Genomic DNA, 21,253 nt, shown 5'->3' on the forward strand with positions numbered 1-21,253 from the left:
TGAGGAAGTAGGAGGCAAGTATTATTGGATAAAGTATTTTTTCCTCGGCCCTTATACTATTATTTACCATAAGGGCATATTGTACGCCGAATATTCTTATTGGCGGCGCCTCGGTACACTATTTTGAATTCCCGTTTCAAATAAAAGGATCTCAGTGTGGATACCATCAGTTCTATATACAGCCCCGAGCCGCAGCATGAAAAGCTTCTCGATATATCAATCGACTGTCTAGTTTTTGGTTTGGATAACGGCCGGTTGAATGTGTTGTTAGCGAAGCATCGCGATGGTATTCGCCAAGGGCAGTGGGCATTGCCTGGGGGGCATATAGGGAAGCTCGAAGATTTAGATTCGGCAGCGTCTCGTATTTTGCAGGAGGTTACTGGGGCGCAAGACTTGTTTTTGGAGCAGTTGCGCGCCTTTGGTGCGGCGGGCCGATTCCCTGATGCGCGAGTGATCACCATTGCCTATTACGCGCTCGTTAAACAGGAGGAGTATAAAGTTGCGGCCGGTGGGCCAGCGTCTGACGTGAGGTGGTGGGATATTCACGAAGTGCCTGAGCTGGTGTATGACCACAGTGATATTTTTAATTACGGTTTGAAAACCCTTCGGCATAAGGTTCGACATGAGCCCGTCGGGTTTAACTTATTACCTGAAAAATTCACCTTGCTACAGCTGCAAGAGCTGTATGAATCCATTTTGGATGTGAAATTAGATAAACCTAATTTTCGCCGCAAGATGATGAATATGAAGCTTTTGGTGGACTGCAATGAAAAACAGCAAAATGTTGCCCATCGCGCGGCGGCACTTTATCGTTTTGATGAGTCGGTTTACCACGCGTTAACCGAGCAAGGCTTTAGTTTTGAGGTGTAGCCGGTCGTTATTAGCTGACTATGAAGCGGCTCGGTAGCAATTATTGTTTGGTAGGAAATCGGGTCCGGACAGCAAAGATTGCTTAGGACCCGCTTTATAAATGGTCAAGGGTTGGGTATTCAATTCCACTTATTTCTGATCAGTTAGAGTCTGATTCTAAGAAACGCTCTAGTTGTAAAAATTCTTTCTTTTGTATGAAATTTTGACCTGCGCTAAGGCTTCCATGAATGCTGATGTGCCCACCGTCCCATGAGTATGGAATGTTGTCTGGGTCGAGTAATATTTGGTTTTCACGTGTTTCAAATAAAGCTTTTCGGTTTAGAAACAGCAGGTTTTTATTCTGCTCTGCCATCCCTTCAAAGGTAGCGTTTATTGCTTGTACTATAGCGTCACTCTTTTGCTTGATTAAATGCCCGTTACGATAAACGGAGCCCAAAAGTGATGACCTTGTGAGCAATGTAGGCTGAGCCATGACTACAACCTTTAAGCCTTGCTCTTTTGTTAACTGTTCTATCAGTGTGTGCACCTCATTGATTAAGCCTTTCTCTTCAACAACATGCCATACGGCAGATAGAATGATCACATCGTACTGATCAAGAGAGCTGGCGACAAATTCTCGGTTCAGGAGGCATTGCGCGCGCGCAGGTGTAGCCGATTGCCACCAGAAATTATCCGAAAAACTAGGGTGGCACCAATTGGTAGTGACTGAATTGACGCCTATAGAAAGGCTTTGTGCAACCGTATCCCAAAAAGGTTCATACATTGCCGCGTAGGAATCGCCAAATAGAAGGACTTTGGGTGTATTGGTTTTGTTTCCTAAGTGACATTTGAACCCTTGCTCTCCAACGGGTAAAGATTTATCGGTATCAACACTATAAAAACACCAGCCATTTGAGCGCGCGGGAAGATCAAATGTAGCTTCAGTTAAAGGCGCTGGGAGCGAAAAGCGATTTTCAAAGCCTTGATTTTTTATGATGACAGCACCGAATGCCACCAGAAGTAATCCGCCAATGATGCTGAACCCCCAAACTTTTTGCGATGAGATACGTTCGCGGTTGCGGAATGGCTTTTCTACATACCTCCAGCTTAAATAGGCAAGAGCGAGGGAGAGCGTGAAAGCAAAAGTCATCACGCCAATGGTTGGGTCTAAAAGCGCCTGTTGCCGAGCAAAAGCATAGACAGGTTGGTGCCAAAGGTATGCGCTATAGCTGATTAACCCAATGCCTACAAAAAATCGGTTGCTAAGCAGGGTGTGAGCAATAGTTTTAGGTTTCGAAAAGAGTATAAGTAGCGCAGCACCAGTGACGGGAATGAGAGCCCACAAACTTGGAAATGGTGTGTGCTCATTAAATGCGAGCATAGAGCCCAGAATCAATATAAGACCGGCTAGGCTCAGTGTGTTTGAGTGTTTCTGTAACCAAAGCATGATTGGCGAGCTATGGTTGGTGCACGTCAGAAGCGCGATAACAGACCCTACCAGTAATTCCCATGCGCGTGTGGGGAGAAGGTAGTAGGTAGCAGTGGGTTTGTTATAGGCGCCCCAATGGGAGAGCATCAAACTCATGACGAGTATGAGTACTATCGTTGCTAAGGCCTGTTTTTTGATAAAGTGATATAAAAGCATGAGCAGCGGCGGGAAGAATAGGTAGAACTGCTCCTCTACCGCCAGGCTCCATGTGTGTAATAAAGGTTTTAATTCGGCTGAAGGGTCAAAATATCCACTTTGTAGCCACAAAATAATATTTGAAGAAAAGCCAACCGCACTAATAATCGTTTCCGAATAATCGATGAGGTCGGTGGGGACGAGAATGAACCAAGCTGGTAATATCGATACAAGTACGACAAAGTATAGTGCTGGCAAAATGCGCCTTGCTCTGCGCTCATAAAACCCAGCGTAGGTGAATTTCCCGCCAATAATTTCTCTATGTATTATTGTTGTGATCAAAAATCCGCTAATAACAAAAAATATATCAACACCAACATAACCACCTGAAAGTGGGCCAATCCCTGCGTGGAAGAGCATCACCGGTAAAACTGCGAGCGCTCTTAGGCCATCAATCTCGGGCCTGTAATGCATGCTTTTTGACATCAAACACCTATTCTTTGTTCGGTAGATCTACACCTCGATGCTGCGCATCAACGGTGGGATTGTATGGATAGCTGAGTTACTTAATGAGCTGTGACTCAACTTAGATCGATACCGACGTATAAACCGTTCCATGGTAGGGCGGGCTATATTCTGTGGTCGGTTTAATTAATGCGGGGCAGTATAAGGGCAATAATATTAGTTCCCAAGTCTTTCAGCGGATTATGGCTAGCCTTGAGCGAGGTAAGGCTGGCCACCGTGTACACTTTTTCAATGAAAGCGCTTAAAAGCAGTACTCCGTTTTAGATCTCTTACCCTAAAAAACATCTTTCCATTCCCGCAGTGCGGTGAAGGCTGTAAATGGGGTGTTGAATGTTTCTGGAGGCAAGTTCATTCGATGGGATAGGCTGGCGATAAGCTCTGGTTCATCAAGTCGTAAGAAGGGGTTGCAGGCGAGTTCGGTGGCTAGTGAGCTTGGAATGGTTGCTTTACCTTGGCTGCGTAATGCGGCTACTGTATTTTGGTAATTTATAATGGTTGGATTGTTGGGTTCTACAGCAGCGGCGAACTTTAGGTTGCTTTGCGTGTATTCGTGACTGCAAAACACCTGCGTTGACTGCGGTAGCGTCTTAAAGCGCTGGGTGCTTTGAAAGAGTTGCTGCATATTGCCGGTTTGTTTTAGGCGTCCGCATCCTGCTGAGAAGAGGGTGTCCCCGCAAAACAGCCAATCTTGTTGTGCGCAATAAAAGCTTAAATGGTCAACCATATGGCCGGGCGTTTGCCAGACGTCAATTGTTGCTCCATCCAAATTTAGCTTGTCGCCTTCGATAATTTCGTCAGTGATGCCTCGATGGCAACTTTTTATGCCATAAACGGGGACGTCGAATTGCTGTTTTAGTGCATCAATACCCGATACATGATCCCAATGGCCGTGAGTGATGAGAATGCCTTTAAGTACAACATTGAGCTGTTCTAGAAGTGTTATCACAGGCTCCGCTTGCCCGGGGTCAATAATCCACGCATGACTTTGATTGTATAAAAACCAGGCATAGTTGTCTTCGAAGAGCGGAAGGATTTTTACTTGCAAGCGTTGCGTGCTATCGGTGGTGGTTGCAGTCATTGATAATGATTGTCTCTGAAGTGCTTGGTTGGGCATTATAGCTGCCGTTGATTTAAGGGCCGAGGAAAAAATACTTTATCCAATAATACTTGCCTCCTGCTTCTTCAATAACGTTGCTTAAAGCGTTACATGCCTCGGTAACTGCTCCATGTCCCCCTTCGAGCGCCTTGTTGAGAAAACTGGCGCCCTCGTCTAATTGGACAAACTATTATTGCCCCGCCCCTAAAGCGTGAGTTTAAGAACGTTGGGGTCTGTGACATTGCGGGCTTTGCGCGTTAAACTTTAGGGAGTGGTTATCTATCAATTTTGAAGGGCGACTGGGAGGCCTTTATGCCGTTATTTCGACACATGCGCTGGGCAAAGCGATTGGCGCACTCGGTACGTCGTCGGCAGAGTGTGGCCGGTTTACCTAAAACGGCTGAGGCTTTGAGTCAATGGTTTTCCGGCCCGGTGGGGCAGCGAATTTTAGCAAGAGAGCAGCAAGAAATTGATAAGGCTTTGAGCTGTCTGTTTGGTTATCATTTGCTCCAGATGAGCGCATTGCCTAACCAAAAACTGTATGACAGTAGCCGTATCTGCCATTGTTGCCGAGTGAGCTTTGACGCCCGCTATCCCGCCGAGTTGGCGAGCCATTTTGAGGCGTTGCCCTTAGCGGATGAAAGCGTTGATGTGACTTTGGTTCATCACGCGTTAGATTTTTCTGAAAATCCCCATCAGTTACTCAGTGAGGTGAGCCGAGTCACTATTGCACATGGACATATTGTCATTGTTGGGTTTGATCCAGTGAGCTTAACCGGTGCAATAAAACCTTTTGCGCAGCTGGCAAATATTAGCCCTTTCTGGCAGCGGCATAGCTTGGGGGGCAATCGAATTACTGACTGGTTAAAGTTACTCGGATTCGAGGCGACGCAGACCCACTTTGGGCATAGCTTAACCCCGCTAGCATCCCCGCGAGAAGGGCGGCTTGGGGCGGCTTTATATCAAAATACTCAGCTGCCGTTTGGTCACTTTTACTGTATTGTTGCGCGCAAAACCGTGGCGAACATTCGCCCGATTAAACCGGCTTGGGATGCGCAGATTCTTAATGGCGTAAAAGGTGTGAAAATCGCGCCTCGCCCAATAACAGCTAAAGGCGCGGCGCGTTTGAGTTTAATTCGTAATATCGCGAATAAACGCGCACCGGGCACACCAAGAGATTCATAAGGGCGCTACGCATTGATGCCCCTTACTTTCCAATCAACTCTGTTTTAAGAAGTGACTTTTGAAGAAAATTGAAATGTATACCGATGGCGCCTGCAAAGGGAATCCCGGTCCGGGTGGCTGGGGAGCTGTATTGCGCTTCGGCACGCAAGAAAAAAAACTGCATGGCGGGCAAAAAAACACCACCAATAATCAAATGGAGTTAATGGCGGCGATTGAGGGGCTAAGAGCGTTGAGTGAGCCTTGCGAGGTCAAACTCACGACTGATTCGCAATATGTCCGTAAAGGTATTACTGAATGGCTCAAAAACTGGAAAAAGAATGGTTGGAAAACCGCGACAAAAAACCCAGTTAAGAATGCTGAGCTTTGGCAGGCTTTAGATGAGCAGGCCGCTAGGCATAAAGTGAGTTGGTTTTGGGTTAAGGGTCACAGTGGTCATCCAGGAAATGAGCTGGCGGATCAGCTCGCGAATCGTGGTGTAGAGGAGTTGCGTTAATGTCTCGGCAAGTTGTATTAGATACAGAAACGACAGGGCTGGAGCCTAAGCAAGGGCATCGTATTATTGAGATCGGTTGCGTAGAGCTTATTAATCGTCGCTTAACCGGACGCCATTACCATCAGTACATTAATCCCGAGCGCGAGATTGATGAGGGAGCCATGGCGGTGCATGGAATCTCCAACGAATTTGTAGCGACAAAGCCTGTCTTTGCGGCGGTTGTTGACGAGTTTCGTGATTTTATTGCTGGCGCAGAGTTAGTGATTCATAACGCGCCCTTTGATGTTGGCTTTATGGATAGCGAATTTGCGCTGCTAGACAGAGGGCTCGGTAAAACCACGGATTTTTGCACCGTGCTCGATACATTGGCGATGGCTCGCTATAAGCATCCGGGGCAAAAAAACAACCTAGATGCATTGTGTAAACGCTACGGGGCAGATAACTCGCAGCGCGATTTGCACGGAGCTTTGCTGGATGCAGAGATTCTAGCTGACGTTTATTTGTTGATGACGGGCGGGCAGCGGAATCTCGCGCTGAGTGCTGATGAGGGTGGGGATGATAGCGATAGTGGTACTGGTGGAGTAGAGGCTATTAAGCGACTAGATATGAGTCGTATTACGTTACCTGTACTTCGTGCTAATGCGGTGGAGTTGGCGGCACATCAGCAAAAGTTGGAGTTGATTCAAAAGGCCTCTGATGGGCAATGTATTTGGCTGCGAAAAGATGGGCAGGAGGGCTAGCCCCCTCCCATCTTGTGTTACGTTTTAGCCTGCAACCAAAAGGAATACACAGGTTACACCGACAACGCTGAGAACGATGGTGTAGGGCAGTGCCATAATGACCATGCGCCCATAAGAGAGGCGAATCAGTGGGGCCACAGCGGAAGTTAATAAAAAGAGAAATGCAGCTTGGCCATTGGGTGTCGCAACACTAGGTAAGTTGGTACCCGTGTTAATAGCAATTGCAAGATGCTCGAAATGCTCGCGGCTAATTTCCCCAGCATCTAAGGCTTCTTGAACTTCATTGATGTAGACCGTCGCCACAAAAACATTGTCGCTAATCATCGACAGCAAGCCGTTGGCGATAAATAGCATGGGTGCTTCTATGTTGTCTTCCAGTGCGAGCACCGCCTGAGTGATTGGGGAGAATAAGTGTTGCTCGTGGATAACGGCAACTATCGCGAAAAACACGACCAGTAGTGATGTAAATGGCAAGGCTTCTTCAAACGCATGGCCAATTTGGTGTTCTTCTACAATACCGGTAAATGCAGTTAAAAACACAATAATCATTAAGCCTATCAAGCCGACTTCTGCTAAGTGCAATGCTAGGCCAATAACAAGGATAAGGGCCCCTGTGGCTTGTATTATAAGCTTTGCTGTATCGAGTGTTGTGCGTTGGGCATCATGTTTTTTGGCTGAATCATTTAGAATTCGGCGAACGTTGTCTGGTAGTTCGGCGCCATAACCAAACGTTTTTGTTTTTTCTAAAATAAGGCACGTCATAATGCCGGCAATGGCCGATGGTATTGAAACGGGCGCCATTCTTACGAAAAATTCAAGAAAGTCCCATCCCGCTTTTTCGGCGATTAATAAGTTTTGTGGTTCGCCAACCAGTGTGCAAACGCCACCGAGTGCGGTACCCACGGCGCCATGCATAATTAAGCTGCGCAGGAAGGATCTGAATTGATCGAGGTCCGAGCGGTGAAGTTCAACCACATTGCCGTCATCGGAGTGATCGTGACTACCTTGTTGGCTATTTAGGCCTGAAGCGGCGCGATGATAAACGGCATAAAAACCAACGGCTACGCTGATTAATACTGCGGTTACTGTAAGGGCATCTAGGAACGCAGACAGCACTGCGGCCATGATGGAGAAAATCGCTGATAACAGCATTTTTGAGCGCACACCAAGCAGAATTTTGGTGAAGGTGAACAGTAGCAAATCCTTCATGAAGTAAATGCCCGCCACCATAAACATGAGTAAGAGTATGACGGGGAAGTTCGCAACTACTTCATGGTAAACCGATTCCGCGCTTGTGAGGCCCAGTATTACAGCTTCTATAGCCAGTAACCCCCCAGGTTGTAACGGGTAGCATTTAAGGGCCATTGCGAGCGTGAAGATAAATTCTAAAATTAAAACCCAGCCAGCAATAAAGGGGTCAATAGAGACTAATATTGGATTAATGAGAAGGAAGGCAATAATGGTCTGCTTGTACCAGTTGGAACAAGGACCCAAAAAGTTTTGCCAAAATGCGGAGAGTAGCGATGGTTGTGCCATTGCAAAGTCCCTTATAAGGTTGCGTAATTACAAGCGTAGTAAGCTTATATATTCTTTAAATTGCACTGTTCTTAAATCAAGAAAAATGCGGTTATCTGTTTAAGGCGCGATTTAATCTTTATCGAAGCCGTGTATTAAGTATCCTTGCTGCGAATGCTCAAATACAAGCGCGCGAAAATACCGTGCTTTCATTAAAAAGCAAGTCTCTAGCCAATAAAGCCAGACTCCCTGTATGAAAAATAGACTATTTGGCGAGGCTTTGCTTCACTTGCCGTGCAATTAAGAGTCCACAGTGTGCTGGAAGGGCTAGCAAGCTAGTGCGGAATTATCTTCTAAGCCTTATACTAACGCCCTTTTGCGTCCGCATTTACGCGAGTAGCGCTGTAGCTTTAGTCGAGAATTTATTCATGCAGAGTTCTGAAATTCGTCAGGCATTCCTAGATTTTTTTGCTAGCAAAGGTCACCAAGTGGTGGCGAGTAGTTCGTTGGTCCCCGAAAATGACCCAACATTGTTGTTTACTAATGCAGGTATGAACCAATTTAAAGATGTTTTTTTGGGCAGCGAAAAGCGTGATTATTCGCGCGCGACCAGTTCGCAGCGTTGTGTGCGCGCCGGTGGAAAGCATAATGATTTGGAGAATGTGGGTTATACGGCACGGCATCATACATTCTTTGAAATGCTGGGTAATTTCAGCTTTGGCGACTATTTCAAGCGTGATGCGATCTTTTTTGCTTGGGAGTTTTTGACCAAGGTAATGGCCCTACCTCCCGAAAAGTTATGGGTGACGGTGCATATTAGTGATGATGAGGCGGCTGAAATCTGGCAAAAAGAAGTGGGCGTGAGCCCCGAGCGTTTTTCCCGTTTGGATGAGGATAATTTTTGGCAAATGGGTGATACCGGTCCTTGTGGGCCTAGTTCTGAAATCTTCTTTGATCACGGCGCTGATGTTCCTGGCGGCCCTCCTGGTAGCGAAAACGATGATCTTGATCGCTATATAGAGATTTGGAATCTCGTATTTATGCAGTACGAGCGTCAATTGAGCGGAGAGTTAATCCCTCTACCTAAACCGTCTGTTGATACAGGAATGGGCCTTGAGCGTATTGCGGCCATCATGCAGGGCGTGCATACCAACTACGAGATCGATATTTTTCAGGCGTTAATTAAAGCGGCCGCCGAGCGTTGTAGTTGCGATGATTTGGGTCATAAGTCTTTACGGGTGATTGCGGATCACATTCGTTCATGCAGCTTTTTAGTGGTGGACGGCGTAATCCCCTCGAATGAAGGCCGAGGTTATGTTTTGCGCCGTATTATTCGCAGGGCGATACGGCATGGGCATAAGCTCGGGCAAAAAGGTTTGTTCTTTGCCGAATTGGTGCCGGCGTTGATAGCGCAAATGGGCGTTGCTTATCCGGCTTTGGTTAATCTGCAGGTTCAGATTCAAAAGGTGCTTCGTGCCGAAGAAGAGCAGTTCGCCAAGACGCTCGATAAAGGGATGAAAATCTTAGAGGATCAGCTGGCGGGGCTGGCTGGAGCGATTATTCCTGGCGAGCTTGTTTTTAAATTGCACGATACTTTCGGTTTTCCTGTCGATTTAACGAATGATATCGCGCGCGAGCGCAATTTGACCATCGACTTACCGGCTTATGAGCGGCTAATGGCTGCTCAAAAAGCATCGGCCGGAGGCGATCAGTTTCAGGTCGACTACACCAAAACGCTAAGCCTTGAAGGGCAGACGCAATTTGAGGGTTATGAGGGTTTAACGGCAAATGGGAAAATTATTGCTTTAGTGGTTGACGGAGAGCCTGCCGAGGCAGCGCAAGCCGGTGATAGCTTGAGTGTAGTGTTGGATCGCACAGCGTTTTATGCAAATTCTGGCGGGCAGGTAGGTGATACCGGTTATCTGGTGGTTGGTGATTCGCGCTTTGAAGTACAGGACTGCCGCAAGGCGGGTGACCATTTTTTACACATCGGAGTGCTTTCGCAAGGCTCTTTGGCCGTTGGCGCTACAGTAACAGCGGTTGTGGATTCTGATGTCCGTACTGCCACGGCATTGAATCACTCGGCAACGCATTTGGCTCACGCGGCTTTGCGGCAAGTGTTGGGTGAGCATGTGACGCAAAAAGGCTCGCTCGTTGATAGCAAGCGTTTGCGTTTTGATTTCGCGCATTTCGAAGCCTTAACGTCTGAGGAGTTGGCCGCTGTTGAGGTGTTGGTTAATCAACAAATCCGAGTGAATAGCCCCGTGGAGACTGAGCTTTGCACTATGGATGAAGCCAAGACCAAGGGCGCTATGGCGTTATTTGGGGAAAAGTACGGCGACTCGGTGCGTGTTTTGTCGATGGGCGATGAGCGCTTTTCTGTCGAGCTATGTGGTGGTACGCATGCGAAGCGTACGGGCGATATTGGTGTGTTTAAAATTATTTCCGAGTCGGGCATTGCTGCCGGTGTCCGTCGTATCGAGGCGGTGACGGGGGCGCAGGCTTTGGAGTCAATAGCGCAGTTGGATAAGCAGTTATTGGCAGCATCTACTCAACTGAAGGCTTCGCCAGACCAGTTATCTGAAAAATTGGCCGCCCTAATTCAAAGTCAAAAAGATTTGACCAAAGAGGTGGCTGCGCTCAAGGGGCGCTTGGCGGGCTATGCTGCATCCGAGTGGTTGAGTGAAGCTGTTGAAATTAATGGTCTTAAGGTGCTCGCTAAGCGTACAGAAGGATTGGATGCTAATGCTCAGCTCGATGCGGTTGATCAGCTTAAGAATAAGTTGGGTGCCGCTGTTGTGCTGTTGGTTAATGTTGATGGTGATAAGGCAACGTTAATTGCGGGTGTTACTAAGTCTGAGTCTAGGCAGTATAAGGCGGGTGATTTGATTCGTGACTTCGCCCAAAAAATGGGCGGCAAAGGTGGTGGTCGGCCGGATATGGCGCGAGGCGCTTGTCCCGTAGGTGAGGGTTTGGATCAGGCTATTGCTGAGGTGAGCGACTGGGTAGCTGAGCGGGCGCAATAGAGTTCTCAGGGTTTGTAATTAAAGATTAACAATTAACCGTAAGTAGTGTTTAATTGGCGCGTTTTTTCGCAGGTGTATTGTTGTTTTACGGCGGTTAGCATGTTCCGTAATCAGCGGCGTAGCGTCAATCGCTTAGTTGGGTGAAGTCATAGAAAGGTTTATAGCGCAATGAGCTTAATTGTTCAAAAATACGGCGGCACCTCTGTAGGTACCGTAGAGCGTATACAGGCAGTTGCCGATAAGGTAATTGGTTTTCGTAAAGACGGGCACGATATTGTTGTTGTTGTCTCGGCTATGAGTGGTGAAACAAATCGATTGATTGGTTTGGCGGGAGCCATGCAGGCGGTGCCGGACCCTCGTGAGCTAGATGTGCTGTTATCTACTGGCGAGCAAGCCACTATTGCTTTGCTTTGCATGGCGTTGAAGGCCAGGGGGCAAGATGCTCGTTCTTATACCGGCGGGCAGGTGCGAATTCTGACCGATGATTCACACAATAAGGCACGTATTCAAGAAATTGATGATGCGAATATGCGTGCCGACCTCAATATGGGGCGAGTGGTTGTCGTTGCTGGTTTTCAGGGTGTTGATCAAGCTGGCAATATTACAACGCTGGGTCGTGGCGGGTCAGATACAACGGGCGTAGCGTTGGCGGCAGCATTAAAAGCTGATGAGTGCCAGATCTATACGGATGTGGACGGGGTATATACTACCGATCCGCGGGTGGTGGAGAAGGCGCGTCGCTTAGATAAAATCACCTTTGAAGAAATGCTCGAAATGGCGAGTCTGGGCTCGAAAGTGCTGCAGATTAGGGCCGTTGAGTTTGCAGGTAAATACCAAGTTCCATTACGGGTGCTGTCAAGTTTTAAAGATGGCCCGGGTACACTGATTACAATTGATGAGGAAATTTCAGCTATGGAGCAACCGGTAGTCTCTGGCATTGCTTTTAACCGCGATGAAGCAAAATTATCTATCCGCGGTGTTCCGGATACCCCAGGCGTTGCCTCTAAAATCTTAGCGCCCATAGGGGAGGCTAATATTGAGGTTGATGTTATTGTGCAAAATATGGCTGCCGATAACACTAACGACCTTACCTTTACCGTTCATCGTAACGAGTTATCTAAGGCAAAGGCTGTATTGGAAGCCGTTGCAAAAGACTTGAGCGCCCGCGAAGTGGTGGGCGACGATACTATTGTAAAGGTGTCGGTTGTTGGTGTGGGGATGCGCTCGCACGCCGGGGTGGCTTCTACAATGTTTAATGCTTTAGCGGCAGAAAATATTAATATTCAGTTGATCACGACTTCTGAAATTAAGATATCGGTCATTATTGAAGAAAAGTATTTAGAGCTTGCGGTTCGCTGCTTGCACTCAGCATTCGATTTGGATGCAGAGTAAGAACGTGCATGCGCGGTATTTATTACCGTGCGTCCCCTTAGGGGTGGTGGGCTGTTGATCCGAAAAAAATTGATCAAAAAATGATCTTATCTATACTAACAAAATAACGGGTCTGCAAGTAAAGCCGTGGTTAGCTACCAAGCCGTAAAAGCTGCCAAACTCACAGGATGAACAAAAGGAGAAGCAATTATGTTAATTTTAACTCGCCGTATTGGTGAAACATTGATGGTCGGTGATGATGTCACTGTGACTGTTTTGGGTGTTAAGGGTAATCAAGTTCGAATTGGTGTTAATGCGCCAAAAGAGATTGCCGTTCACCGCGAAGAGATTTATCAGCGTATACAGCGAGAGAAAGCCTTGCAGGACCAGCCCCCTGAGCCAGGCAATAGCTAATAGTTCTTGTATTTTGTTGCACGGCGGTTGTTAGATTGACTGCTTGATGTAGCAATATGCGCTAGTAATACCCGAATTCCTCATCAGATTACACTGTTGGGGAATTTTTTTATCTATAGTGCACGTTAATGTTTGATTTTTATGAAAATGTTGATATTATGCGCGCCATTGTCGGTAAGGCGACAAGGTAATTAAATGATTATTAAATCAGTGACTTACCTTTATTGAGTCTTATTGCATTCCTGGTAAATTATTCATCAGGTATGCGGAGAGGTGGCCGAGTGGCCGAAGGCGCTCCCCTGCTAAGGGAGTATACCCTAATCCGGTATCGAGGGTTCGAATCCCTCCCTCTCCGCCATTTTTATGAAAGTCCTTTCTTCTTTGTTATTTTCCCCTCTTATATAATATTCATTTTGGATCTCTATATTCACGGTCCAGCTACTTATCTCTCTCGACGCCCACTTATTATTTTTTGTTATCCTTTTGTCGTCTTAACGTATTTTTTTTCAATAGCGTTAAAAGTTTTATTACCTGATTATTTATTGATCTTAGGTTATTTCGCTGTTGTTTTTATAGGCTTAAGTATTGATTGCGCTCTTCAGTGTGCCTCTAAAGTTATCATTTATAACCTAAATAGTATTTTTCTCGAAGTTGCCTAATCGTTGGTTCTTAGTTGTGACTGCCGTTTGTCGTCCCCCTCATTTATATCCCCTTGGCGTTGCCTAAATTGCGTCTAAGCTTGGATTAAAGGGAAGTTGAACGTGGTGCTATCAGGACGATGCCTAGGATGACGGTTACATGAGTTTGCCTTGAATTACATTTTTTGTGATATGAGGTCTACACAAAATTGTCACCAAGTTAAATGGGCTTATTAGCACGTTTTACGATTTAATTTTGGAGATAGATTCATGGGTAAGCAACAATCAGGTTTTACATTAATTGAGTTGGTCGCAGTGATTGTGATCTTAGGTATTTTGGCTGCAACGGCGGTTCCGCGTTTTGTGAACTTGCAAGACGAGGCGTCGCAGGCTGCGGTCAATGGTGTCGCCGGCAGTATAGAAAGTGCATCGGCATTAAATCACGCAGTGGCAGTTGCGGTGGCGGCAGGTTTGACAAACGTCACTGCCGATCCATACTCAACTGTGGATGACTGCGATGACGCCGGTAAGTTATTACAGAATGGTGCTTTACCCTCGGGTTACTCCGTTGCTACAGGTGCTGAAGATATGACGGCAGGTTTGACGCGTACCTGTACCCTAACGGGCACGAATAGTAAGACTGCCTCGTTTGTTATCATCGGTGCGGCAGGTGGTAACTAGTACACCTTAGTGACCACTAAAATGCTCAAGGATGGCGTATGTTCATCGATCACTGCAAAAGGCAAAAGGGTTTTTCGCTCATTGAGTTGATTGCAGTGATGGTGATTGTATCGATTATATCGGTAACAGCGATAGTCCGTTTAATGCCTAGCTCGTTGTTTGAGTTGCAGTCGGCTCGCGATCAGGTGTTGGCAGCTCTATTTCATGCTCAGCAGAAAGCGTTGTTTGCACCTTCCTCTGTTCGGATTATTTTACTGGGTGGAGTTGTTGATATTCGTGTCGACGAAAATGATGATGGCCTCTTTCCTGGATCTGAAAGTGTTCGTGTAGGTGCAGTGCAGTACCCCCTAACCTTGGTCAGCGGCGCGCAGGTTTCTACGCATACCCTTAATTACGATTCGCTCGGTGAAACGGCAGCGACAGCCATTACAGTTAGCAAGTCTTCTAAGTCTGTTTCCATTGCTGTTTCAGCCTCTGGTTTTGCTCAGTGAATACTTCTATATCGTTCCGCGCCAGTTGCTCTCGATTCTCGCAGCTAGGTACGACGCTAATTGAAGTCATTGTTTTTATTGTCGTCGTTAACTTGGCCTTCGTTGCTGTTTTGCAGATCTATGGTCAGGCGGTGGTTAACACTGTCGACCCTGTGGTTCGAGTGCGGGCCACTGAGCTGGCCAAGGCGGCACTCGATGATGTGTTGGCGCGCCGCTTCGATGAAAATACTCCCTCTGGTGGCGTTCCTGCTTGCGGCTCTGCGGGTGGAGAGGTTTGCTTGGGCATAACTTCTGATGCTGACTACGATGACGTGGGTGACTTTAATGGTTATACCGATAATTCAGATACAAATTATCCTATATCGATAACAGTAGTGAATGCCGGTATTGATTTAGGGCTTGCAGCGACAATGGCTAGAAAAATCACAGTGGTTGTTAGTATGCCTGATGGGAATCAGGTAGCGCTGGCGGCGTATAAGGCGAATTATTGAGTGCCTATGATTAGATCGGTGCGGCAGGCAAGTGTTGGGTTTACGTTAGTCGAACTTATCGCGGTCATTGTAGTGCTGGCAATTACTGCTGTGGTGGGTGCGGGTTTTATTGTCAATGTTGTTGATCAATACCAGAAGGCGGCATTGCGTTCCACGTTGGTGCAGCGTGGAACGGTGGCGATGGAGCAGCTTGCGCGACAGTTGCGAATGTCTGTGCCAAATTCACTGCGTGTTAGTGATAGCGGGGATTGTGTAGAATTCATGCCTTTGATTGGCGGTGCCTTTTACACGGAAGAGCTGCCAGATTCGGTAAATGGCAAGGCTTCTGTTTCGACTGCGGACACTGTGGAGTTTAGCTTGCTGAGTGGAACGCCTGCTCAGGTGTTGCTCGCCCCGCTCAATAGTGGTGAGAAATATACTAATGCTGTGCCTTCTGCGCGGGTTTCTGCTGGCGATTTTGGCGCGTCACCTTATTCGCAGGCGGTGTTTTCTGCTAATCATCAATTCCTTCGTAACTCATCGAGTCGTCGCCTGTTACTGGCTGAGCAGCCAAAACGTTTCTGTGTGCTAGGGACCCAGTTGATTCGTTATGAGGCTTATGGCTTGAGCGCGGCGGTGATGAGTGATACGTCACCTGGGGGGGCCACAGTGCTTGTGTCTACGAACCTTGCGGGTGAGGGGGGGGCTTTTGCACTTTCTTCTGGTAGCGAGGATCGAAATGCAGCTTTGCTTATTGCGTTACGGTTTTCTGATAGGGGTGAGAGTGTGCTATTAAATGGCCGGGTGCTGGTGCGCAATGCGCCCTAGGTTATTGCTGCGGGTTTCAGGGCGGGCCGGTCTGAAGCAGCAGGCTGGTTTTCTTGTTCCCTTCGCGCTGTTTATTGTTGTAGGGGCGGCTACCTTAGCTGTGGCGATGAGTCAAATGGCGGCTGGGAGTCGTTCTTCTGCGGTCTTGGCGGCATTTAGTGCTCAGGCTCTTTATGCGGCTGATGCTGGGGTGCAAATGTCTATGCATGAACTTTATTACACTAATGCCGACCTGGCATCTGTGAATGCAGCTTGCGTGGCGCTTGATGGCTCCACGTTAAATTTGACCGGGCAGGGTATCGCCGGTTGTGCGGTAACTGTGTCGTGTGATGTCACGTTGAGTTCTGATGGTGATGTTAGTTTGTACTCCATTGTTAGTCAGAGCCAGTGTGGGAGTGGCGACTTTGAAACTGGTCGGCGAATACGCGCTGAAGCATACATGCGCAGTAATTAATGTGCGAGGTAAGGCTTCGACCTTTAGCGCCTCTATGGCAACGCGGAACTCTGCGCCAAATGGGACAATCTATTACTCTAAGTCCCTTAGGGCCGAGGAAAAAATACTTTATCCAATAATACTTGCCTCCTGCTTCCTCAACCGCGTTGTTCAAAGCGTTACATGCCCCGGCATGCGCCCCTTCGAGCGCCTTGTTGATAAAGTAGGCGCCCTCGTCTAATTGGGCAAACTATTATTGCCTCGCCCCTTATCTTTTATTAAGAGTTGCGTATTAATAGTTGCGCTGTATTTTAAAAGGTAACTATTTATGTTGTGTAGCGGACTGATAGTTTCGGGCGCTGAGATGACGCTTTAATTGGCGAATATTTTTCTTCCTGTTGGATGGCGGCAAAAAGACAGCTATCTTCAGGGTCATGTAGCCGCTAGCATCGCGCGCAGTTCATCATTCTCTAAGGATATCTTAATGACGACCCCCCTGGTTATGGCAATGATTGCTGTTGTTGCGTTGGCGTCACAGTGGACGGCTTGGTACACCAAATTACCGGCTATTTTATTTCTTTTGTTGGCAGGGCTTCTTCTGGGGCCGGGTTTTAACCTACTGAGGCCGGATGAGGTTTTTGGCGAGTTACTTTTTCCGTTGATATCGCTGAGTGTCGCAGTCATCCTTTTTGAGGGCAGTTTAACGCTGCGTGTTGAGGAATTAAAACAGCTTGGGACTGTGGTTCATCGTTTGGTGACCTTGGGCGCCTTAGTGAGCTGGCTTGTTGTTAGTTTAGCTGTGCATTATCTATTTGATGCCGGTTGGGGGATAAGCATACTGCTCGGAGCAATCACTGTTGTTACAGGCCCAACAGTCATTGTGCCGCTGTTAAGGACGGTAAGGCCAAGGGCGCAGGTGGCGAATATTTTACGCTGGGAGGGCATTGTTATTGACCCTATCGGTGCATTGTTTGCGGTTGTTGTTTTTGAATTTATCGTAACAGCTTCCGAGGGTCACGCGCTGACGCACAGCATGAAGTTGTTTTTTCTAGTGATATTTTGGGGTTTATTTTTAGGTGGCGCATGCGGCTTTATATTGGGGCAGGTGCTAAAGCGTCGGCTGTTGCCTGAATATCTGTTGAATCTTGCTACATTGACCTTTGTTTTCGCTGTTTTTACTGGCTCAAATGCTTTGGCTCATGAGTCTGGATTGTTAGCCGTCACAGTGATGGGGATGTGGCTGGCTAATACACGAGGCATTCATATTGAGGAAATATTAAACTTCAAAGAAAACCTCACAATCGTATTGATTAGTGGTTTGTTTATTATTCTCGCGGCTCGAATTGATTTCAATCAGTTACTTTTGTTGGGTACTCCTGTGTTGCTGTTGTTATTGGTGCTGCAATTTATTGCTAGGCCATTATCGGTATTGGTGGCAACGGTTAAAACCCCGATAACTTGGCGCGAAAGGGCATTGTTGGCGTGGATTGCGCCGCGTGGAATTGTGGCGGCGGCTGTGTCGGCGATATTCGCATTGCGTTTAGAGGGGGCGGGTGTTCCTGAGGCGGAATTATTAGTACCGATTACTTTCAGTATTATTATTGGCACTGTGTTGCTGCAGAGCTTAACGGCCAGAATGGTTGCAAAAGCACTGGGCGTGGCCGAGTCTGCGCCACGCGGTTATCTCATTATTGGGGCAAATGCTGTGGCGCGAACGCTTGCTAAATCACTTCGCGATTCGGGTTTTCGCGTTTTATTGACGGATTCGAGTTGGGATAATATACGTGCTGCCCGAATGGACGGCTTGGATACCTTCTTTGGGAATCCTGTTTCGGAGTATGCCGATAGAAAGCTCGAGTTGGTCGGTATTGGCCGCTTGTTGTGTCTTTCTCCGCAGCGCGAGCTTAACGTGGTGGCAAGCATGCGCTATCGCTCGGAATTTGGTAAAGAGGAGCTGTTTACTTTGCGCAGCAGTAGTGATGCGCAGTCGACGGAAAAGCATAAAGTCTCTGCCGACCATCGGGGTAATACGCTTTTTCATTCGGATATGACCTACGCAAAGATGGCTAGCTTGCTAAGTAAGGGGGCTGAAATACGTAAAACAAAATTAACCGGTGAGTTTGGTTTCGATGCCTACCTTGCTCAAGGGGAGGGGAGGATCACCCCGCTATACGCGCTGAATCCCAAGGGGCGTTTGTATCTGTTTGTGGAGGGTGGAGATTTAAAGCCTGAGTCGGGCTGGCAGGTATTGGGGTTGGTGGGTGCAGATAAAACCGCTGAAAAGGCCGCTGATAAAGCGGCCGACAAAAAAGCGGTGGCAGCCGAAAAGGCGGGCTAGTTTTAGGGGGTAGGGGAGCTAATTTCTCTATCTCTAAACCCCATTAAATACAATATGGCATCTAGCCCCAGGGTTGATATGGCTTGTTTTGCGCTGGCTTTTACCAGAGGCTTTGCGCGAAAGGCAATGCCTAGACCTGCAATACTCAGCATAGGCAGGTCGTTGGCGCCATCGCCTACGGCGATCACTTGCTCCAGTGAGATGTTTTCCTTTTGTGCGAGCTCTTTAAGCAGCTCGGCTTTTCTTTCACCATTAACAACAGTACCTACAACGCGGCCGGTGACTTTTCCGTTTTCAATTTCAAGCTCGTTGGCAAAAACGTAATCGATGCCTAGTTTGTTTTGCAGGTAGCGACCAAAGTAATTAAAGCCTCCAGAGAGAATGGCGGTTTTATAACCGAGTTTATTTAGCGTTTTTAGTAGGTGCTCGGCACCTTCTGTGATGGGTAATTTGGCAGCGATATCGGCGAGTACACTTTCGTCTAGGCCTTTGAGTAGAGCCATGCGGCGCGCAAAACTCTCGTTAAAATCAATTTGTCCCGTCATGGCTTGCTCGGTGATTTCGGCCACTTGCTCTCCAACACCTTGGGCTTTGGCTAGCTCGTCGATAACCTCTGCTTCAATCAGTGTTGAGTCCATGTCAAAGCATACGAGTCTTCGTGTGCGGCGGTACATGCTATCGGCTTGAAAAGCGATATCAACATCGAGTCGCGAAGCCATTTCTGTAAATGCGGCTTTGAGTTTGCTGGGCGACTGCGGTTCGCCGCGTGCTGAGAACTCCACGCAGGCCTTGGTGTTTCGTTCTTCTTTGGTGTTTTTCAATTCTTCGAATTCAAGCGGAACGCGGCCGGAAAGGCGGCTAATGTTATCGATGTTTAAGCCTTGTTCCGCCATAATACCTGTTAGGCAGGAAAGCTGCTCCGCGGTAATTTGGCGTGCTAGCAGGGTAACGATGTGGCGCTTCTTTCCGTGGTGGCTCACCCATTCGGCATAGCTGTCGAGAGTGATGGGCTGGAATTTTACCTGCATGTCGAGATCGTGCATGGCATAAAGAATTTCTTTTACTGCGGGTGAAGAGTCTTGCTCTGCTGTAAATTCAACCAGCAGGCCCAGAGATAGCGTGTCGTGTATGACAGCTTGGCCAATATCAAGAACGTTGGCGCTATGGCGGGCTAGAATACCTGTAACGGCCGAGGTGACTGCGGGTCTATCGCTGCCTGCTATTGTAATAAGAATAAGTTCGTGCACGATTTTCACTACCAGAATCAAAGTAAGGCGGCATTATACAGGCGAGTAATGTGTGATGTCGCAAAAATCCCTTCAGAGGAAATTATGGGAATTAAAGTTCATGGGCGCTATCTACCGCCTTTATTTTGTGCTGCCGTTGGGGCCGCTGCAGCATTGTTGTTAGCGGCTAGCTTGTGGTGGCTTCAAGGGGCTAAAAGTCATCAGCATTGGAGCGCTGTCTATGGTGAAAATCTCGCAACAATGGCGGCTAAGTCGGCGATTGATGCGACCTTGAATCATGATTTAGTCAGCCTGCAAGTTGTGTTGCAAGATGTGGGGCAAAGTCCTTACGTACTTTTTGCGACGATTCACGATGTCGAAAATAATTTATTGGTGCAATCGGGTGATGCCGTATCGCCACATCAAATGGCCAGTGTGCTTTCGTACTCATCTGCGATAGGTTTTCAGCAAAACATTGCTGGTTATGTCACTGTCCATACAAAGGCTCCGGTGGTCGGGCAGAGAGTTTTGGTCGCATTGATCGTAGTGGCCGGTTTTTTGTGTTTAGTGGCTGTGATGTCAATTTGGGAGGTAAGGGAGCTTGTTTTTGAGAATGCGCGTAATCGTAAAGAGTGTGTGACCCAGTCGTCTGCTGAAGATTTTGGTGATGTTAGTGATATAGGTGATGTGGTTCAGGTGGAGCAGGATCTCGCTTCAGATGCCTTTGTTGTAAGGGCAACGGCGCAAGCGATGTTGGAAATACATGACTATTCTCGGTTGATGCAAACATTGAGTGCGGATTTAGCGGAGCAGGTGAAGCATCAGTTATGTGAAATCGCTGATTTGGCGCTGAGCCTATATGGCGGGCAATGGGCGCGGGCGCCGGAGCTCACGATTCAAGATGGAATGTTGGTAGCGTTATTCCCCAGTGCGCAATCGGAGGATGATGCTTTGCGCACAGCGGCATTTTTCTCGGCGGTTGTTAAGGCGGCGTTTATACCCGCCTGTGTCAAAGCCTCCGTGGGTTCAGTGATCGGTTTACAGGATGAGTTTAACGATTTAGCGTCTAGGCCTGTATCGCCTTTTGCTTTGTATTTGGCTAACGATGAAAATCAGCAAGCCTTGTCGCGGCGCTTAAATATGGTGCGTTTGGATGACTGTTGGTGGCAGTTGGAAAGTTTTGATATTGCGTATCAAAAACTATTGGATAAACAGGTCGAACAATTATTGAGTGAAGTGTAGTTTTCGAGGAGCGGTTACCGAGGCGTGCGCCCCTTTGAGCGCTTTGTTGAGAGGGCCGGCGCCCTCGT

The 21,253-nt window shown here is 47.6% G+C and carries 18 protein-coding genes and 1 tRNA gene; 15 read left to right on the plus strand and 4 right to left on the minus strand.

Features of this window, described 5'->3' with window-relative positions:
- The first annotated feature begins 156 nt into the window (after positions 1-156).
- Complete coding sequence (locus AC3A8L_RS06530; RefSeq protein ID WP_487961429.1) at positions 157-870, plus strand: NUDIX hydrolase; 714 nt, start codon at positions 157-159, stop codon at positions 868-870.
- Positions 871-1,009: 139 nt separating this feature from the next.
- Here AC3A8L_RS06530 and AC3A8L_RS06535 read toward each other — a convergent pair whose 3' ends face one another.
- Entirely contained in the window at positions 1,010-2,959 is a 1,950-nt protein-coding gene (locus AC3A8L_RS06535) for an acyltransferase family protein (protein WP_487961430.1), read from the minus strand.
- A gap of 313 nt (positions 2,960-3,272) precedes the next feature.
- The gene (gene gloB, locus AC3A8L_RS06540) at positions 3,273-4,112 is read right to left on the minus strand and encodes a hydroxyacylglutathione hydrolase (protein WP_487961431.1); all 840 of its coding nucleotides are present in this window, start codon (positions 4,110-4,112) and stop codon (positions 3,273-3,275) included.
- 294 nt (positions 4,113-4,406) lie between these two features.
- On the opposite strand from gloB, the gene AC3A8L_RS06545 reads away from it, so the two are divergent.
- The 3 genes from AC3A8L_RS06545 to dnaQ are packed head-to-tail and all read left to right on the plus strand — an operon-like array spanning position 4,407 to position 6,512.
- Positions 4,407-5,279, plus strand: a complete 873-nt coding sequence (locus tag AC3A8L_RS06545; protein WP_487961432.1) for a methyltransferase domain-containing protein — start codon at positions 4,407-4,409, stop codon at positions 5,277-5,279.
- A 58-nt stretch (positions 5,280-5,337) separates the two neighbouring features.
- A complete protein-coding gene (rnhA, locus tag AC3A8L_RS06550) occupies positions 5,338-5,772 on the plus strand; it encodes a ribonuclease HI (RefSeq protein WP_487961433.1) in 435 nt (144 codons plus the stop codon).
- Complete coding sequence (gene dnaQ, locus AC3A8L_RS06555; protein ID WP_487961434.1) at positions 5,772-6,512, plus strand: DNA polymerase III subunit epsilon; 741 nt, start codon at positions 5,772-5,774, stop codon at positions 6,510-6,512. The genes rnhA and dnaQ overlap by 1 nt, the downstream gene beginning before the upstream one ends.
- 24 nt (positions 6,513-6,536) lie before the next feature.
- On the opposite strand, the gene nhaB is transcribed toward dnaQ, so the two are convergent.
- Positions 6,537-8,048, minus strand: a complete 1,512-nt coding sequence (gene nhaB / locus AC3A8L_RS06560; RefSeq protein WP_487961435.1) for a sodium/proton antiporter NhaB — start codon at positions 8,046-8,048, stop codon at positions 6,537-6,539.
- A gap of 407 nt (positions 8,049-8,455) precedes the next feature.
- Here nhaB and alaS point away from each other — a divergent pair, with 407 nt between their 5' ends.
- The 10 genes from alaS to AC3A8L_RS06610 all read left to right on the plus strand — a co-directional run bounded on the left by alaS (position 8,456) and on the right by AC3A8L_RS06610 (position 18,717).
- Complete coding sequence (gene alaS / locus AC3A8L_RS06565) at positions 8,456-11,053, plus strand: alanine--tRNA ligase (protein ID WP_487961436.1); 2,598 nt, start codon at positions 8,456-8,458, stop codon at positions 11,051-11,053.
- Positions 11,054-11,221: 168 nt separating this feature from the next.
- On the plus strand, positions 11,222-12,445 hold the full coding sequence (locus AC3A8L_RS06570) for an aspartate kinase (RefSeq protein ID WP_487961437.1): 1,224 nt from the start codon (positions 11,222-11,224) through the stop codon (positions 12,443-12,445).
- Between the two features lie 189 nt (positions 12,446-12,634).
- Positions 12,635-12,838, plus strand: a complete 204-nt coding sequence (gene csrA / locus AC3A8L_RS06575) for a carbon storage regulator CsrA (protein WP_487961438.1) — start codon at positions 12,635-12,637, stop codon at positions 12,836-12,838.
- 267 nt (positions 12,839-13,105) lie between these two features.
- Positions 13,106-13,196 (plus strand) — tRNA-Ser (locus AC3A8L_RS06580).
- A 550-nt stretch (positions 13,197-13,746) separates the two neighbouring features.
- A complete protein-coding gene (locus tag AC3A8L_RS06585; RefSeq protein WP_487961439.1) occupies positions 13,747-14,157 on the plus strand; it encodes a prepilin-type N-terminal cleavage/methylation domain-containing protein in 411 nt (136 codons plus the stop codon).
- Positions 14,158-14,195: 38 nt separating this feature from the next.
- The gene (locus AC3A8L_RS06590; RefSeq protein WP_487961440.1) at positions 14,196-14,648 is read left to right on the plus strand and encodes a pilus assembly FimT family protein; all 453 of its coding nucleotides are present in this window, start codon (positions 14,196-14,198) and stop codon (positions 14,646-14,648) included.
- Positions 14,645-15,139 carry a type II secretion system protein gene (locus AC3A8L_RS06595; RefSeq protein ID WP_487961441.1) on the plus strand — a complete coding sequence of 165 codons (495 nt, stop codon included), beginning with the start codon at positions 14,645-14,647 and terminating at the stop codon, positions 15,137-15,139. The genes AC3A8L_RS06590 and AC3A8L_RS06595 overlap by 4 nt, the downstream gene beginning before the upstream one ends.
- A gap of 6 nt (positions 15,140-15,145) precedes the next feature.
- Positions 15,146-15,946: a PulJ/GspJ family protein gene (locus tag AC3A8L_RS06600; protein WP_487961451.1), complete on the plus strand. Its 801-nt coding sequence runs from the start codon at positions 15,146-15,148 to the stop codon at positions 15,944-15,946.
- Complete coding sequence (locus tag AC3A8L_RS06605; protein ID WP_487961442.1) at positions 15,936-16,400, plus strand: hypothetical protein; 465 nt, start codon at positions 15,936-15,938, stop codon at positions 16,398-16,400. Before AC3A8L_RS06600 ends, AC3A8L_RS06605 begins: the two co-directional genes overlap by 11 nt.
- 463 nt (positions 16,401-16,863) lie before the next feature.
- Entirely contained in the window at positions 16,864-18,717 is a 1,854-nt protein-coding gene (locus AC3A8L_RS06610; RefSeq protein WP_487961443.1) for a cation:proton antiporter, read from the plus strand.
- A gap of 2 nt (positions 18,718-18,719) precedes the next feature.
- On the opposite strand, the gene serB is transcribed toward AC3A8L_RS06610, so the two are convergent.
- Positions 18,720-19,964, minus strand: coding sequence for a phosphoserine phosphatase SerB (gene serB, locus AC3A8L_RS06615; RefSeq protein WP_487961444.1), 1,245 nt, complete (start codon positions 19,962-19,964; stop codon positions 18,720-18,722).
- Positions 19,965-20,012: 48 nt separating this feature from the next.
- Between serB and AC3A8L_RS06620 the strand changes: the two genes are divergently transcribed.
- Complete coding sequence (locus AC3A8L_RS06620) at positions 20,013-21,185, plus strand: hypothetical protein (RefSeq protein WP_487961445.1); 1,173 nt, start codon at positions 20,013-20,015, stop codon at positions 21,183-21,185.
- Positions 21,186-21,253 lie beyond the last annotated feature (68 nt).

Source organism: Marinagarivorans sp., from assembly GCF_982758155.1.

Bases quoted from the DNA above. Each gene is read 5' to 3' on its own strand.
- AC3A8L_RS06535 (WP_487961430.1), bottom strand. From the start codon at position 2,959: ATGTCAAAAAGCATGCATTACAGGCCCGAGATTGATGGCCTAAGAGCG.
- gloB (WP_487961431.1), bottom strand. From the start codon at position 4,112: ATGCCCAACCAAGCACTTCAGAGACAATCATTATCAATGACTGCAACC.
- AC3A8L_RS06545 (WP_487961432.1), top strand. From the start codon at position 4,407: ATGCCGTTATTTCGACACATGCGCTGGGCAAAGCGATTGGCGCACTCG.
- dnaQ (WP_487961434.1), top strand. From the start codon at position 5,772: ATGTCTCGGCAAGTTGTATTAGATACAGAAACGACAGGGCTGGAGCCT.
- nhaB (WP_487961435.1), bottom strand. From the start codon at position 8,048: ATGGCACAACCATCGCTACTCTCCGCATTTTGGCAAAACTTTTTGGGT.
- alaS (WP_487961436.1), top strand. From the start codon at position 8,456: ATGCAGAGTTCTGAAATTCGTCAGGCATTCCTAGATTTTTTTGCTAGC.
- AC3A8L_RS06570 (WP_487961437.1), top strand. From the start codon at position 11,222: ATGAGCTTAATTGTTCAAAAATACGGCGGCACCTCTGTAGGTACCGTA.
- csrA (WP_487961438.1), top strand. From the start codon at position 12,635: ATGTTAATTTTAACTCGCCGTATTGGTGAAACATTGATGGTCGGTGAT.
- AC3A8L_RS06585 (WP_487961439.1), top strand. From the start codon at position 13,747: ATGGGTAAGCAACAATCAGGTTTTACATTAATTGAGTTGGTCGCAGTG.
- AC3A8L_RS06590 (WP_487961440.1), top strand. From the start codon at position 14,196: ATGTTCATCGATCACTGCAAAAGGCAAAAGGGTTTTTCGCTCATTGAG.
- AC3A8L_RS06600 (WP_487961451.1), top strand. From the start codon at position 15,146: ATGATTAGATCGGTGCGGCAGGCAAGTGTTGGGTTTACGTTAGTCGAA.
- AC3A8L_RS06605 (WP_487961442.1), top strand. From the start codon at position 15,936: ATGCGCCCTAGGTTATTGCTGCGGGTTTCAGGGCGGGCCGGTCTGAAG.
- AC3A8L_RS06610 (WP_487961443.1), top strand. From the start codon at position 16,864: ATGACGACCCCCCTGGTTATGGCAATGATTGCTGTTGTTGCGTTGGCG.
- AC3A8L_RS06620 (WP_487961445.1), top strand. From the start codon at position 20,013: ATGTGTGATGTCGCAAAAATCCCTTCAGAGGAAATTATGGGAATTAAA.